The sequence below is a fragment of the Aerosakkonema funiforme FACHB-1375 genome (assembly GCF_014696265.1).
GTDB lineage: Bacteria > Cyanobacteriota > Cyanobacteriia > Cyanobacteriales > Aerosakkonemataceae > Aerosakkonema > Aerosakkonema funiforme_A.
In genome coordinates, this window is record NZ_JACJPW010000055.1 from 24887 (window position 1) to 40061 (window position 15175).

Sequence of the window (15175 nt, forward strand, 5' to 3'; positions counted from 1 at the left end):
TAATTAATTTACGGTGCCGTCACGCATCGCTCGCGCTTATCTGTAACAAATGCAAATGCAAACATTTTTTACTATAAACCTAAAACAGCAAATTTTTATTTCTCTTTTCTTTGCGTACCTTTGCTCCAATAACATACTAAGCGCGTCAGAGCAAATTTCTACCCCTTCTGTAATTCCGCCTGGATTTGATGCAGTTAAAACTACTAAAGGAGTTACGCTTTACCAAAAAAATACAGAATATGTACAAATAGTTGATTTGAGCAAAGGTGCATCTGTTAAATTGCTGAATGGAGATATTACCAATGCTGGTAAAAAGCAAGGTGCTTACGGAGGAGACGACCCGCAAATGCAACGCCAAACTCTCAACCAAGCATGGTTAAATTTAAATTCATCCAATCCAAATGCTTTTTGTATAACTAACGGTCAATTCTTCAGCACTAACAGCCAACCTGCCACAAATTTAGCCTTTCCAGTGAAAGTTAATGGCAAAGTTATCAGCGATGGATATGCGGGAGAAAGTGAATATCCCACAGAAAAGTTAATGTTGGAAATAAATAGCGATCGCGCCGACATAACAACCTTCAACGGCAGAAGCTCTCTTTACTCATCTGCCGCACCAAATTTGATTGTAGGATTGCATGAAAATGCCGATAAATCTATCAACAAAGAAGTTGGTAGGACATTTGTAGGCGTTAAAGATCGCGACTCTAACGGCACTTACGAAACAGTTTTAATTTTTAACTCTACAGCGGCGACTCAAGCACACGCAACTGAGACGCTCAGAAGTTTTGGGGCTGATAAAGTAATCATGTTAGATGGGGGCGGTTCTACACAATTAATTTGTGAGGGAGAAAGTTATATTACATCTCCAAGAACAATTCCCCAAATGCTTGGCGTGGTAAGCGCACCCAAGCCGCACTAATTGCCTTAAAACATCACACCAATCATACCGAAAGGGAGCGGTCATATATGCACATTTTGATTATTGCACTGGGAAGTCGAGGAGATGTTCAACCTTATGTTGCTTTGGGAAAAGGCTTAAAAGAAGCCGGTCATGTCGTGCGATTAATAACATATAAAAACTTTGAAATGCTAGTCAGTTCCTGCGGACTAGAATTTTGGCCTGTCAAGGGTAATGTGCAAGAAATTATCGAAAGCAAAGAAATGCGCGAGCTTTTGGAGAAAGGGAATTTTCTTGCCATTACCTCACGGACAGCAAAAGAAGCTCAACGCACAACTATTAATTTAGCTGAGGAAGGTTTAGCTGCCTGTCAGGGAATAGATCTGCTGATTGCTGGTATTGGAGGACTCTATCTTGCTATCTCCCTGGCAGAGAAACTGGCGCTGCCATTGATTCAAGCTTACGTCGTTCCTTTTACAGCCACAAAAGCTTTTCCCGGTGTTTTATTTCCTCAGTCCCTATCCAAACTGGGAGGTGCTGTGAATCGATTATCTCATCATTTAATTCGACAAATACTATGGCAGGGATTTCGCACAGCCGATAACTTAGCGCGACAGCAGGTGCTGGACTTACCGACAGCCCCGTTTTGGGGGCCATACAATTCTCCTAGTTTGCATAATTCTCCCATTCTCTACGGTTTGAGTTCATCAGTGATACCCAAACCGTCTGATTGGGATGGCAATACTCATGTTACCGGTTATTGGTTTTTAGATTCAGCATCTGATTGGACTCCATCTTCAGCTTTGATGGAGTTTCTGCAAAACGGTTCGCCTCCTGTTTATATTGGGTTTGGCAGTATGAGCAATCGAAAGCCGGAAGAAACTGCCGATCTCGTTTTACAAGCTCTGGCAAGAACTCAACAACGTGCCATATTACTCTCAGGCTGGGATGGTTTGCGTGCAGAAAATTTACCGGATACGGTTTTTATTGTGGATTCTGTACCTCATTCCTGGTTGTTTCCCCGTGTTGCAGCGATCGTACATCATGGCGGTGCTGGTACAACAGCCGCCAGTCTCAGGGCAGGTGTTCCTTCGATTGTGATTCCATTCTTTGGCGATCAGACCTTTTGGGGGCAGCGCGTAGCGGAATTAGGTGTTGGGCCAGCACCGATTCCACGTAAGCTACTAACAGTTGAACGACTTGCACAAGCGATTCAACAGGCGGTGAGCGATCGCACAATGCGTCAACGTGCAGCTAATCTGGGGGCGAAAATCCAAGCTGAAGATGGAATTGCAAATGCAGTTGCTGTCGTGAAGGAAATCGAAAAACGTGGGCTTGTCAATCGATGACCAAACTACACTAAAAGTATTGGGCGGCAAATGGAAAATCTCAATCGATTAGGAGTAATGGGTAACGATCTGTAATTTTCAGCATTTACCCATTACAAATCAGCAATTCTATGCAGTCTGTAGTGCAAGAGTTGGGTAATCGATATATCCCGAAGCGTTTCCACCGTAAAAAGTCGATCGATCGGGCTTGTTTAAAGGTGCATTGAGCGCAAAACGCTCTGGTAAATCTGGATTGGCGATAAATAATCGACCGTAAGCAACTAAATCTGCATCGCCAGCAGCCAAAACAGCATTTCCTTCTTCCCGATCGTAACCGCCTGCTGTCATCAGGGTACCGTTAAAAATGGCACGGAAATATCTGGTGTTTAAATTTGAGACGCGATCTTCAACAGTGATATTTCCATTAATCCTGGGTTCGACAATGTGAAGATAACCGAGGTTAAAGCGGTTGAGGGCAGAAACTACATAGGTGAATAATGCCTCGCGGTTGGAATCGTGCATACTACCGAATGTACCGCTGGGGGAGAGACGCACGCCGACGCGATCGCCACCCCAAACGCTCACAACCGCTTCTGTTACTTCTAATAGCAAACGAGCGCGATTTTCAATCGAACCGCCATATTTGTCTGTGCGTTTGTTTGTACCATCTTGTAAAAATTGATCGAGCAGATAACCATTGGCGCTGTGGATTTCTACGCCGTCAAAACCAGCGGCGAGTGCGTTTTCTGCTGCTTGACGATATTGTTCGACAATTCCGGGAATTTCTGCTGTTTCTAATGCACGTGGCGTTACGAAAGGTTTTGGCCCATCGTGGGTAATTGCTTCGCCTTCGGGTGCGATCGCGCTTGGTGCAACTGGCAGTTCTCCCCCCGGTTGTAGGGATGGGTGAGAAATTCGTCCGACGTGCCAAAGTTGCAAAAAAATGCGTCCCCCATGAGCGTGGACTGCATCTGTTACCAGTCGCCACCCGGCAACTTGTTCTGCTGAATAAATACCTGGAGTGTTGGGATATCCAGCGCCTTCAGGAGAAATTTGAGTTGCTTCGGCAATAATTAAGCCAGCCGAAACTCTTTGTACGTAATAAGTAGCATTTAAAGAAGTTGGAACGTTTCCCGCACCAGCACGCATCCGCGTTAAGGGAGCCATGACAATTCGGTTTGGCAGTTCGTAACGACCGAGTTTAAATGGTGTAAAAAGATTGACGTTCGCGATCATCGATTGCATCTCCATTTGGTAATTTGTTCTGGATGTACGCACGACAGGGAGAGAAAGCCGGTTTCTGCATAATTTTTTAAGTGTTAAACCCAAAATTTTGCTAAGAAACCGGGTTGATTTACTTCATAGGCTATGAACTATGAACTATCATCAATTAGCCATTAGCTATTAAGCTTTTTTCCTGAAGTAGGGCGTTGATTTTGTCGGCAAGCGCTTGCTTTGGAGTTACACCAGTCAGGCGATCGACAACTTGACCATCTTTGAAAAAGAGCAAAGTTGGAATAGCTTGGATGTTGTACTCTTTGGCGGTGCGATCGCACCGATCGACATTCAACTTGCCCACCTTGGCTTGACCTTCAAAATCAGCTGCCAATTCTGCGATCGATGGCCCGATGACTCGACATGGCCCGCACCAAGGAGCCCAGAAATCTACAACAACTGGAACCGCGCTGGCAAGGACTTCGCTCTGAAAATTGTCATCTGTCAGGGTGACGTATTTGGAGTTGTCAGACATGGGTAAAAGCCTCCTTTCCTTGTTTTTTGCAGCGACTCTCCGGTCGTGGAGACGTCCGGATCGATCCAGCCACAGTTCAGTAGTTAAACAACCATTTAACTTTTATGTTAAATGGGTTTTTCCAGAAAGTCAAGTGGTTATTTAAGTATTTAACAAAGTCCCAAACAGACGTAAGATAGAGGTAGGACGATCGAAACCGAACACAAATAACAAGGACAGATCTGAGGCGATCGCAACCTCTCTCATGGCCAAAAATGACATCGAACAACGCGCTAAAATCTTTGCAGCTCTCTCAGATCCGACAAGATTGCGGATCGTGGAGATGCTTGCTGAGCGTGAGGAGATCGCCAGTTCCGAGATAGCCAATCAAGTGGGGATTAGTCTGGCGCTGTTTTGTCACCACTCCAGGACGTTGACCGAGGCGGGGTTACTCCAAACGCGAAAAGATGGCCAAACCAAGTACAATTCGCTCAATCGCGAGCTACTGGTTGATTGCTTGGGTAGTTTGAAAGGACTTGCGGATAATATGCAAGAGGTGGATTTATAAAACAAACCGGGAGCGAATTTCTTTATATGAAGAGATGGGTAAAATTTATAACCATTACTGTATTAGTGGCTTTATTTTTTGCGTGTCAGAAGTTCGAGCCGACAACGAATACTGCAAGTGTGAGTCCAACCCCCACAGTAAAAAATACACCCAGCGTTAATCTTGACGCTCCCCCAAAACCGAGTCCAACGCCACAAGCAAAAGTTCCGAATTCTCAAAAAACAAATAACGCCGAATTGGTTGATATGGAGACTATTAATAGCAACATAGTGCAAGACATCCGTTATGCTACAGAAAATAATTTCACCAAAACAAAACTCTACAAGGTGGCGCGATGCTTGCTGAGGAGGGAAGTAGCGCTAAAACTATCAAAAGTTCAAGAAGATTTGGAGAAACAGGGCTTGGGTTTGAAAGTTTATGATTGTTACAGACCGCTATCAGTACAAAAGCTTATGTGGAAAATCCCGTCAGCGCGTCCTTATGTGGCGAATCCGAGAAGGGGGTCAAAGCACAATCGCGGTGCAGCAGTAGACTTAACGCTGGTCGATCGCAATGGTCAAGAATTAGAAATGCCGACCGAATTCGATAATTTTACACCGCGAGCGCATAGGAAATACAGAGGTGCCAGCGCCCAAGCGATCGAAAATCGTGTTTTGCTGGAACAAGCGATGCAAAAACGAGGGTTTATACCTCTGTCAAAAGAATGGTGGCATTTCGATGCAGTTGGTTGGCAAAAGTACGAAATTCTCGATATACCTTTAGAATCGATTCCAAAGTAATTCGGCTTTTTGTTTGTACTTTCATAATTTGATATTTAGGGAGTAGAAGATCGTGAAAAGGTTTTCTATTTTAATAGCAGCAGTTTCTCTCTTAATTGCACAGTCAGCCAAAGCTAAACCGACTGTTGAAGCAAACAGACAATTTGCATGGGTAGAAGTGCCAGGAACTGCGATTCAGTTATCTACAGCAAATCCATATCTGACACAATTTCCGTGGTACATGAATATCAATCGGTTAGTTCGTGAGGGTGAGACTATAGTTTTTGAAGTAGCTAGTCCGGAAGCTCAATATTACCGACTTCAAGGCAATTGTACAAATCAGCAATTGCTTGTCCAGTTCCAGGGTGAATTTGAGTCGGAAAATAAGATTGTTTACCAAGCTGTCAGCGATTCTTGGCATCCGGCGACTGGTCTGCAAGAAAGGTTGTTAAACTTTGCTTGTAGCAGGAATGGGGGCGCGACACTCTCCCGTTAAGCTGGCGCGATCGATCGTATCCTATGAGACGAATTGTCGGCCCAAAATCTTGAATTTGGCGTGGGATACATCTCAGAGCTTTCCTCCTTTATCCTCCTTTGTACGGTTACAGCCCTTTTCGCCACACAGAAACCCGGTTTCTTAAAGAAACCGGGTTTCTTGGGTTTCTGGGTTACTCCTTAACCCTCTGAAATCTCTGGACGACTTACAGAAAAAGGCAGTTATGTGAAGTTTTGTAAAATTACTTGACGAGTTTATCAGAGGCTTAGTTAAATAGTTTCAGAGGGTAAGAGAGGGTTACGGAACAGCGAAAGTAAATTTCAACTACCTTCACCAACAGCAAATTTATACAGAGAGAAACTGACATGACCACCACCAACTCCATCACCAGCTCGATTAATACTGTCGCAAACTTTGGAAAAATGCTGAAAAAATCCTATATAGTGGGTATTTTGACCGCTACCACCCTGGGGATGCTTCCCCTTGCTGCATTCGCGACCCCTACTTCCGAGCCTTGCTGCCAAAACCGCAGTGGTGGCGATAACGCGGTTGTTCAAACCAACACCCAAGAAGCTAATGTTACCGGTAAGGGCAACTCGGTCAATCAAAATTCCAGTCAGTCAGCAAACATCTCGGCTAGCTCAACAAGCCCAACAAGCACAGTAAGAAGCACCCCGAAAAAGCCGGTTCGCGCTCGTCGCACTGTTGCTCGCCCAGCTCCTTGCAAAACGATTAGCGATGTCAAAATTTAGTGACGACTTGACTTAATTTTGTCAGTCTTATATATAGAGAGGAAGAAAGTACGCTGCGATCGCCCTTCCTAAGCCAAAGCGATTTCTTCCTCTTTCTGTTTACTTAGCCGCACAACAATGGTTGATAGCTAATTAATTTGTCATTAAAATCGGCATCCCAAGGAAATTTGCCTGCTTTGTCAGGCCAGAAACATTGTAAAGCAGAAAAGGTATCTTCTTCACCGTAAAACCAGATAGCAAAACGCAAGTACTCAACACACCAAGCTGATGCCACGCTTTCAAAAATAATCGAGTAGTTTTGGATAAAATCTGAGTAAGGTTGACCCGTCACTATAAGTTTGCCACCTTTCACATAACTGCCGATATCGTTAATAATGTGACCCATCGTTTGATATGGCAATCCAAACATAATAATTTCCGGATGTTGGAACGATTGCCATAAGCCGATCGAATAAGCAAAACCCGGTTTCATGTTATCCGGATCTGCCCCTACCGCCATAACGTGCCAACCAACTCGTTGCACATCTTCAACAATTTTCTTTTTTACTGGATCGTTTATTTTACGCTCTTTCATTTTTAACCACCCTTGTTTAAAGATGCACTCTTAAGTATAACTGGGGGCTAGGGGTTAGGGGTTAGGGGAAGAAGAAGCTTTGGTGTATAATAATATTTTTACTTTCGCCTACGCTATATGTTAGCGACAAATAACAAGATCGTAATCTTCGATACCACCATGCGTGACGGAGAGCTTACGCCTGGTGTAAAAATGAACCTTCAGGAAAAAATTGGCATCGCTCAACTGTTAGAGCAAATGGGCGTAGATGCGATCGAAGTCGGTTATCCTGGCAGGTATGAAAAAGATTTTGAGGAAATATTCGAGATATCGAAAGTAATTAAAACATCGACGATTTGCGGATTGGCAAGCTCAGATAGAGAGGAAATCATAACGGTTGCCCAAGCGCTTGCACCAGCAGCAAAAGCCAGAATTCACACTTACACTAATGTTAACCTGAGCAATCAATCTAGACAAAGTGAAGCGGAAGTCTTGGCAGTCATCAAAGATAGTATTTCCTTGGCGCGTAATTACTGCGATGATGTAGAATGGAGCGCTTTTGATGCCACTAGAAGCGAACTGGATTTTTTGTGTAAATCAATTGAAGTGGCGATAAACAGTGGAGCCACAACTATTAGCATCCCCGACAGTTTGGGTTTGATGTTACCCGAACAATTTGCCCAGTTTCTGGAAAATATATTTAACAAAGTTATTCATATTAACGATGCGATCGTCTCAGTTCACTGTCATGACGATCTGGGTATGGCGGTAGAAAATTCCCTTACCGCTTTAACCTGTGGAGTCAGACAAATTGAATGTGCGATTAACGGTTTGGGAGCGAGAAAAGGTAATGCGGATTTAGAAAAAATTGTGCAGGGTGTTTTAAATGATGGAGAATTTCAAATTGAAATAGACACATCTTTAATTAGCATCGCCTCAGAATTAGTCGCCCAAATCACCGGAATAGAAAAGGAAAAATAGCTAACCCCTAGCCCCTAACCCCTAACCCCTACCTATGAGTCTTTTTTGCCTAGTTCACGGAGCCTTCCAAGGCGCTTGGTCTTGGGATTTGTTAATTCCTTACTTAGAAGCGCAAGGTCACAAAACAGTAGCAATGGATTTGCCAATTGAAGACGCATCGGCAAGTTTATCGCAATTTGCAGATGTAGTAATTCAAGCGCTGCCAAAAACTGATGACGATCTTGTCCTGGTCGGTCACTCAATGGCTGGTACTGTTATTCCCCTTGTTGCAGAAGCGCGTCAAGTGCGTCAATTGGTATTTCTTAGTGCGCTTATTCCATGTCCGGGATTCAGTACAATTGACCAATTTTCCCACAATCTCGATCCCGATAGTCTCAGAGCGTTAAATTACGAACCGAAAGAGCAAAGTAAACTCGCACAATTCAATGATGAACCCGATCTATTTAATCCAGTTTCTGTTGGTAAAGATTTTTCAGATGAAGCAGTATTGATAGAACTTTTCTATCACGATTGCGAACCGGATGTCATGCGCTGGGCGCTCTCAAAAGGACGATCGCAGCGATCGATGGCATATATTTATGATGTCAATCCGCTGAATTCTTTACCAAATGTAGATTATAAATATATTGTTTGTAGGGATGACCGGATAATTTCTCCGGCATGGTCGCGCTACGCTGCACGTAAGCGATTGGGAGTTGATGCGATAGAACTGCCGGGAGGACATTGCCCGCATTTGTCTCGTCCTGCTCAGCTTGCCTCCGTATTAACTAATCCTACCTAAAACTGGTAGCCGATCGATTTATACTCAGATGTTGCACCCTATTCATTTTGCACTGAAGCACGGGGATAAAAATCTTGGGTATAGAACTCCGCAGTTACGTATTTCTGGACAGCTTGCAGCCTCAATACGCCGCTTACTTGGGCACGGTGTCTCAAGGGTTTTTGCCATTACCGGGGGATGCGTCCCTGTGGATTGAGATCTCGCCTGGTATAGAAATTAACCGGATTACCGATGTCGCGTTGAAATCTGCCTCTGTACGTCCGGCGGTGCTAGCTGTGGAAAGGCTTTACGGTCTTCTGGAGATTCATTCTAGCGTGCAAGGCGAGACGCGGGCTGCTGGTAGAGCGATATTGGAGACGATCGGAGTCCGCAGAGAAGAGTGTATCAAACCGCGAGTGATTTCCAGCCAAATTATCCGCAATATTGATTCTTACCAAACACAACTGATCAATCGCGGTCGGCGGGGACAGATGATTTTGACTGGACAAACGCTTTATGTGTTAGAAGTTGAGCCAGCCGCTTACGCACCACTGGCGGCGAACGAAGCAGAGAAAGCGGCTCTGATTAATATATTAGATGTTCATCCGATCGGCAGTTTCGGACGAGTTTACTTGGGTGGTGCAGAACGCGATATTTTGGCGGCTTCCCGTGCGGCGCTGGTAGCAATTGAAAGCGTACCTGGGAAAGAAAATTTTCCCCCAGGACGTAAGGAATAGCTTACCGTTTTATCAGAGAAATGGGTGAAAAACCCCGTCCTTCTAGGACGGCTTTTCTTTCATAACGTAATATTAAGGGTTTTGACATCGTGCCATATATTTGTGGAGTTAAAGCTATCATAAATATATGGTAATGAGGTCGATAAACCATGTTTGTATTCGAGTTTAAATGCCAGGGAAAGCCAGAGCAGTATGCGGCAATCGAGTCAGGCATTCGCACTTCCCAATTCATCAGGAATAAATGCCTGAGATATTGGATGGACAACAAAGGCGTTAATGGCTACGACCTCAATAAATATACTGCCAAACTAGCCAAGGAATTCCCATTTGCAAATAAACTCAACTCGACAGCCAGACAAGCTTCTGCCGAACGTTGCTGGAGTGCGATCGCCAAATTTTTCGAGAACTGCAAGAAAAAAATTCCCGGTAAGAAGGGATTCCCTCGCTTCAAAAAGAACCAACGTTCGGTAGAGTACAAGAAATCCGGATGGTCACTTTCTGAGGATAGAAAAAAGATCGCCTTCACCGACAAGAACAAAATCGGCACGCTTAAACTAATCGGAACTCACGATTTGCACTTCTATCAATTAGAGCAAATTCAAAGAGTCAGATTAATTAAGCGTGCCGATGGTTTTTATTGTCAGTTTTGCATTGCCAGTGACTTAGCCAATGAAGAAGTTAAGCCAACAGGTAAATGTATCGGTATTGATATGGGATTAACCTATTTCTATACTGACAGCAATGGTGAAAAAGTAGATAATTCCAGGCATCTCAGAAAGTCAGAGAAGGCATTAAAGCGATTGCAACGTCGAGTTGACAAAAAGGTTAAGGGTTCCAACAATAGAAGAAAAGCTATTAACCGTTTGGGAAGAAAGCACCTAAAAGTGTCTCGTCAGCGTAAAGACTTTGCGGTGAAGTTAGCAAGGTGCGTAATGAAATATAATGATTTCGTGGCGTTTGAAGACTTGAAGGTGCGGAACATGGTGAAGAATCATCGTTTAGCTAAATCAATTAATGATGCCGGGTGGTTTTTGTTTCGGGAATGGTTGAAATATTTTGCCATTAAGTTTGGCAAGGTTGCGGTTCCCGTTGCATCTCATTACACGAGCCAAGAATGTTCTAATTGCGGCGATAAAGTAAAGAAATCCCTGTCGATAAGAACACACATTTGTAAGTGTGGAACTGTATTAGACAGAGATGAAAATGCCGCGATTAATATTCTATTGAAGGCATTAAAATTGATGGGATATATTTCAAATACCGTAGGGCATACGGAAATCAACGCTTGTGGAGAGACGACTCTCTACCTAAACCTGGAAACAGTGCTTAGGCAAGGTTGCTCGGTGATACAAGAATCCCTATCCCTTTAGGGTGGGGAGTGTCAAACTCTATAAAAGGTTAAGAGGAGATCGATTCTGTATGACAGCTTACACAAATCGCTCGAACTCCGATCGCATGAGACAATGGGCCAACTTAATTGCTATTGTGGCTGCCTTCGGCATCAATATATATAGCAATCTCTTTCCGCCTAACGGACGCACTATTGGTGAAATTTCCAATATCCTGTTCAAGAACGTCCTCATTATTCCCGCTAATTATGCTTTTGCGATTTGGGGATTAATTTATCTAGGTTTAATTAGTTTTGCCATCTATCAATTTCTACCCGCGCAAAGGCAAGACCCTTATCTGCGGCGCATCGGTTATTTTTTAGTAATGGCAAGTTTGGCGCAGATTGTCTGGGTGTTCGTTTTTGAGTACGAATTATTTGCCCGTTCTTTATTGGCGATGTTGGCAATTTTATTGCCCCTGATTGGGATATACTTGGAATTAGGAATTGCGAAAAGAAGGGTGTCGAGAACTCAGAAATGGTTAGTGCAAGTTCCCTTGAGCATTTATTTAGGTTGGATTAGCGTCGCGACAATTGTCAATGTGGCGATCGCACTATATAGTTTAGGTTGGAATGGCGGGGGAATTAGCCCGCAAATCTGGACAGCGATCGTCATGGTTGTGGCGGGTGCGATCGCAGCTACAATTAAGGTGACACGAGATGATTTTGCCTTCCCCCTTGTCATCGTTTGGGCGTTGGTAGCAATTGCCGTGCGTCAAGCTAATCAACTTGCGATCGCTCTGATAGCAGGGATATTGGCATTAGCTTTGGGATTATTGGTTTTGGTGGGTGTGCTGAAACGATCGTCTATTCGGACTAACAATGACTGATTACTCAATTATAACAAAAACGATTATCGAAGAAGCTAAAATTCGCGAAGATGCTCTACCTTTGAAAAATGAAGAGTGTCGATCGCGATTCTTTTTCCACCCGCATCCCACAGAAAAAGTTTTCTTATTTTTCCACGGTTTTACTGCTGCACCTTATCAGTTTGAACCGTTGGGAAAAGCTTTTTTTCAATTGGGTTATAATGTATTAGTTCCTTTGCAACCAGGTCACGGAATCGCGGGAAATTGGAACATTAATAATCCACCTCCTTTACCAGACGATGCGGAAGTTTATCAAATATTTGCGCTCGAATGGTTGCAGGTAACCAAACAATTAGGAAAAGAAGTAATAATTGGCGGCGAATCTAGTGGCGCTACTTTAGCGGCTTGGTTAGCACTCGAACGTCCCCAAGAGATTAGCAAAACTTTACTTTTTGCTGCTTATCTTGGTAGCCACTTGAGAATTATAAATTGGTTTGTGGCCATTCTACCTTTTTATTATGAATGGTTGAATAAAGATAATCCCGGAAGTCATGGTTATGATGGCTTTCTCGTTCCTGCTTTGGCGTTATTTTTACATCTGGGACAAGAAATACTCGATCGCGTGGAAAATACTCCTGCTAGTCCGATGTTAATTATTTCCAGCGAAGACGATAAAGCCGTTAACCTTCACGAACATCAGGATTTATTTAAAGCAGTAGTAAAATATCAGCCGAAATCCTGGTATTACTGCTTTGATAAAGACTTAAATATTCCCCATACAATGATGACCGAAGCGGAAGGAAACAACTACCTAGATTTGCTGATTACCATTTCTAAAGCCTACGTAGAAAGTGAATTAACCTGGGGTGAATTGGATAAAATAGCTCAATTCATGCTCAAAGGTGAAAGTTTTGAGACTGCGGTAGAAAAATTAAATGTCGATCGCCAAGTTTCCCCATATTTGCGCCTGATGATGGAAGCGATCGACAAACAAGCGCTCATCGATTTGCAGTGCTAATTGCGAATAGTTACTAAGGCAAAACTTTGTCCTTTGATTCGACGCAATTCGCTCACTTATGCCAAAAGGCTATATCGGCGAATATCCGGTGTAACCGCAACTAATCCATCCAATTTTTCGATCGCTTTTTGGATATGTTCGGAACCTAGATGTGTATCTAGTAAAGCATCGGATTCCCACTCTTCTACAAATGTAAAATCTGCGGGATCGGCATTGTTTTGGAGTAATTCATATTTAATACAACCCGCTTCCTTTCGGGTTGGTTCTATTATTCCTAGCAAAACAGATTTAAGCTCATCGACTTTTTCCGGTAAAGCAACGAGACGAGCGACAACGCGAATAGTTTGGTTAGCCATGAGATTACCTCACTAATTAGTTTGCTAATATTGAATATTAACTTGACAAGCTACCACCATATAACGGAAAATATATTCTACTAGCTCTATATAGTTACGAGCAGTTTCCGTAGAATTTGCCCAAACGGTGACGCCGTGATCTCTGAGCAGTAATGCTGGTATTTGAGGAGGGTAGATGTAAAAGCGATCGCAAATTTCCGTCGCAATTTTTCCGACATCTAAATGATTGGCAAAAATCGGTATAAAGCAACTGGGATTTTCAGCTTTGATTCCCAATCCTTTTAACATTTCCAAAGGTGGCAAAGGTAAATTATCACCTTCTACAAATCTAGATACTAAATTTGCTTCAATGGAGTGAACGTGGTAACAAGCTTCTGCTTCTAGGAATAACTGATAGATAACTTGATGAATTTCCGTTTCCGCAGAGGGTTTTAAATCGGAGTGCGATCGCTCCAATATTTTACCATCATTTCCCACCCGAATAAAATCGCTGATTTGCAATTCGCCTTTCGATTTTCCACTCGCAGTAATCCAAAAACTGCCATCAGGTAAACGCGCCGAAAGATTCCCCGCCGTCCCTACCATCCAACCTTGTTTGTAGAATTGAGTTGCAGCCGCAATTAGATCGGAACGCGGATCTAATTTTAGACTATTATTAGTAGATAGCACTTGGCGATCGATCCTCATTCGATGTTAGATTTTGAGTTGAATTTCCACAATTTTGCTAAGTAATTCTGGACATCAAAAAAATCATGCCAAGGGATATAAGATTTTTGATGTTCGTCGAGATATTTGGCTAGGCGATCGCGTGCAAAAACAACAGGTGCGTGCAGTGCCATGTTAAGATCGGTGAGGGAGTCACCAATTGCGATCGCATTTTCCACCCCATATTCTTCAATCACCTGCACCTTAGCAATTAATTCCGTTTCGCCCTCATATTTAGATATCACCTTTAGATATTCACCACTGGTATCTAAATCGACAGCATGGATATTATACACCCGATTTACTAAATCCCCAAGCACAACTTCTACCATTCCGCGCAACCCACCCGAAACCACCACCAAAGGTATGCCTTGGAACTCCAGAAAATCGAGTAATTCTATCAATCCATCGCGAATTGGTTGACCCCTAGTAAATTCGATGATATCCCCATAACGCGCCGACGGAATTGATTCCAGAATTTGCCGCACCCCTTCCCGCAAAGTTAACCTTCTGGCATACATTTCTGGCATCAATTGCGCCGAAACCTCCGGTGCAAACTGCTTTAAAATTGCCTCAAAAGTTTCTTTAACCGTGATAGTACCATCAAAATCACAAAAAACAATTGTTTTCAATTTTCACTCCTGTTTTGAGATCCTGTTTTGAGATCCCCGACTTCTTGAAGAAGTCGGGGATCTGGGCCACAATTTTGGCTTAACTTAACGCCATTCAACTCTAACACCCCTCTCCTGGCTCTTTTAGGGGTAGGGGGAGAGGTTTTTCATCCAACACCAACCTCCTGCCCAAAACGCAATTCTCTACCAGTATATTGAGGAACCCAACCTTCAGTAGAAATAAAATAACGTACCGCTTTAATCCGCCGCGATGAAGTTAAATGAAACCAATGTTCCGTTCCTGCTGGTACATTAATATACTCTTCCTTTTGCACCGTTAATTCTACTTGACTTCCATCCGGTAACACAAAACCAAAAACTCCTTCACCATCAATTACATAGCGCACTTCATCATCTGCGTGAGTGTGGATAGTCGCAAATTTTCCCATCATAGTATTTAGATTTGGGATAGCTGGATGGATTACCAGCAAATCGCGAGATTGATAGCCGTAATTTTGTTTGAGTTGTGCAAAATAGCCATCCAAAGCAGTGAGTACCCGTTCTTTTTCCTCATCGCTGAGGCTATCTTGGGATAGGAGATGATGCAAATTAGGGTTATCTCCCACTTCCCAGCGATCGATCTGGATGTTTAAAGGTGCGAGAATTGGCGCAATATCGTTTAATTGCGTGTAAGTAGTGCCGTTTTCTAGTTGCAGTATTGCCATT

The 15175-nt window shown here is 43.3% G+C and carries 19 protein-coding genes; 12 read left to right on the top strand and 7 right to left on the bottom strand.

Annotated features, from left to right (window positions below):
- Positions 1-55: 55 nt before the first annotated feature.
- Both H6G03_RS20835 and H6G03_RS20840 read left to right on the top strand, forming a co-directional pair.
- Positions 56-922, top strand: coding sequence for a phosphodiester glycosidase family protein (locus H6G03_RS20835; protein WP_190467750.1), 867 nt, complete (start codon positions 56-58; stop codon positions 920-922).
- Positions 923-969: 47 nt separating this feature from the next.
- On the top strand, positions 970-2250 hold the full coding sequence (locus H6G03_RS20840) for a glycosyltransferase (protein WP_190467752.1): 1281 nt from the start codon (positions 970-972) through the stop codon (positions 2248-2250).
- A gap of 108 nt (positions 2251-2358) precedes the next feature.
- Here H6G03_RS20840 and H6G03_RS20845 read toward each other — a convergent pair whose 3' ends face one another.
- The gene (locus tag H6G03_RS20845; RefSeq protein ID WP_199315399.1) at positions 2359-3465 is read right to left on the bottom strand and encodes an alkene reductase; all 1107 of its coding nucleotides are present in this window, start codon (positions 3463-3465) and stop codon (positions 2359-2361) included.
- A 154-nt stretch (positions 3466-3619) separates the two neighbouring features.
- The gene (gene trxA / locus H6G03_RS20850) at positions 3620-3979 is read right to left on the bottom strand and encodes a thioredoxin (RefSeq protein WP_190467755.1); all 360 of its coding nucleotides are present in this window, start codon (positions 3977-3979) and stop codon (positions 3620-3622) included.
- 244 nt (positions 3980-4223) lie between these two features.
- Between trxA and H6G03_RS20855 the strand changes: the two genes are divergently transcribed.
- The 4 genes from H6G03_RS20855 to H6G03_RS20870 all read left to right on the top strand — a co-directional run bounded on the left by H6G03_RS20855 (position 4224) and on the right by H6G03_RS20870 (position 6532).
- Positions 4224-4526, top strand: coding sequence for an ArsR/SmtB family transcription factor (locus H6G03_RS20855; protein ID WP_190467758.1), 303 nt, complete (start codon positions 4224-4226; stop codon positions 4524-4526).
- A gap of 119 nt (positions 4527-4645) precedes the next feature.
- A complete protein-coding gene (locus H6G03_RS20860; RefSeq protein ID WP_322111945.1) occupies positions 4646-5305 on the top strand; it encodes a M15 family metallopeptidase in 660 nt (219 codons plus the stop codon).
- A gap of 52 nt (positions 5306-5357) precedes the next feature.
- Positions 5358-5780, top strand: a complete 423-nt coding sequence (locus H6G03_RS20865; protein WP_190467763.1) for a hypothetical protein — start codon at positions 5358-5360, stop codon at positions 5778-5780.
- A gap of 365 nt (positions 5781-6145) precedes the next feature.
- Positions 6146-6532 carry a hypothetical protein gene (locus H6G03_RS20870; RefSeq protein WP_190467766.1) on the top strand — a complete coding sequence of 129 codons (387 nt, stop codon included), beginning with the start codon at positions 6146-6148 and terminating at the stop codon, positions 6530-6532.
- 103 nt (positions 6533-6635) lie between these two features.
- Here the strand turns inward: H6G03_RS20870 and H6G03_RS20875 are convergent, their stop codons facing one another.
- Entirely contained in the window at positions 6636-7106 is a 471-nt protein-coding gene (locus tag H6G03_RS20875) for a DUF4262 domain-containing protein (RefSeq protein WP_190467769.1), read from the bottom strand.
- Positions 7107-7223: 117 nt separating this feature from the next.
- On the opposite strand from H6G03_RS20875, the gene H6G03_RS20880 reads away from it, so the two are divergent.
- The 6 genes from H6G03_RS20880 to H6G03_RS20905 all read left to right on the top strand — a co-directional run bounded on the left by H6G03_RS20880 (position 7224) and on the right by H6G03_RS20905 (position 12777).
- Positions 7224-8066 (top strand): beta/alpha barrel domain-containing protein, encoded by an 843-nt coding sequence (locus tag H6G03_RS20880; RefSeq protein ID WP_190467771.1) that lies wholly within the window; start codon positions 7224-7226, stop codon positions 8064-8066.
- A gap of 34 nt (positions 8067-8100) precedes the next feature.
- The gene (locus H6G03_RS20885) at positions 8101-8847 is read left to right on the top strand and encodes an alpha/beta fold hydrolase (RefSeq protein ID WP_190467776.1); all 747 of its coding nucleotides are present in this window, start codon (positions 8101-8103) and stop codon (positions 8845-8847) included.
- A gap of 74 nt (positions 8848-8921) precedes the next feature.
- Entirely contained in the window at positions 8922-9563 is a 642-nt protein-coding gene (locus tag H6G03_RS20890; protein ID WP_190467779.1) for a hypothetical protein, read from the top strand.
- A 149-nt stretch (positions 9564-9712) separates the two neighbouring features.
- The gene (locus H6G03_RS20895) at positions 9713-10933 is read left to right on the top strand and encodes an RNA-guided endonuclease InsQ/TnpB family protein (protein WP_190467781.1); all 1221 of its coding nucleotides are present in this window, start codon (positions 9713-9715) and stop codon (positions 10931-10933) included.
- A gap of 49 nt (positions 10934-10982) precedes the next feature.
- Positions 10983-11780 (top strand): TspO/MBR family protein, encoded by a 798-nt coding sequence (locus H6G03_RS20900; RefSeq protein ID WP_190467784.1) that lies wholly within the window; start codon positions 10983-10985, stop codon positions 11778-11780.
- On the top strand, positions 11773-12777 hold the full coding sequence (locus H6G03_RS20905) for an alpha/beta hydrolase (RefSeq protein ID WP_190467788.1): 1005 nt from the start codon (positions 11773-11775) through the stop codon (positions 12775-12777). The genes H6G03_RS20900 and H6G03_RS20905 overlap by 8 nt, the downstream gene beginning before the upstream one ends.
- Before the next feature lie 56 nt (positions 12778-12833).
- On the opposite strand, the gene H6G03_RS20910 is transcribed toward H6G03_RS20905, so the two are convergent.
- The 4 genes from H6G03_RS20910 to H6G03_RS20925 all read right to left on the bottom strand — a co-directional run bounded on the left by H6G03_RS20910 (position 12834) and on the right by H6G03_RS20925 (position 15174).
- Positions 12834-13133 carry a putative quinol monooxygenase gene (locus H6G03_RS20910; protein WP_190467791.1) on the bottom strand — a complete coding sequence of 100 codons (300 nt, stop codon included), beginning with the start codon at positions 13131-13133 and terminating at the stop codon, positions 12834-12836.
- Between the two features lie 24 nt (positions 13134-13157).
- Positions 13158-13820 (bottom strand): methylthioribulose 1-phosphate dehydratase, encoded by a 663-nt coding sequence (gene mtnB / locus H6G03_RS20915; RefSeq protein WP_190467794.1) that lies wholly within the window; start codon positions 13818-13820, stop codon positions 13158-13160.
- Positions 13817-14470, bottom strand: a complete 654-nt coding sequence (locus tag H6G03_RS20920; protein WP_190467797.1) for an HAD-IB family phosphatase — start codon at positions 14468-14470, stop codon at positions 13817-13819. Before H6G03_RS20920 ends, mtnB begins: the two co-directional genes overlap by 4 nt.
- 146 nt (positions 14471-14616) lie before the next feature.
- A complete protein-coding gene (locus H6G03_RS20925; protein WP_190467800.1) occupies positions 14617-15174 on the bottom strand; it encodes a 1,2-dihydroxy-3-keto-5-methylthiopentene dioxygenase in 558 nt (185 codons plus the stop codon).
- Between the last annotated feature and the right edge of the window lies 1 nt (position 15175).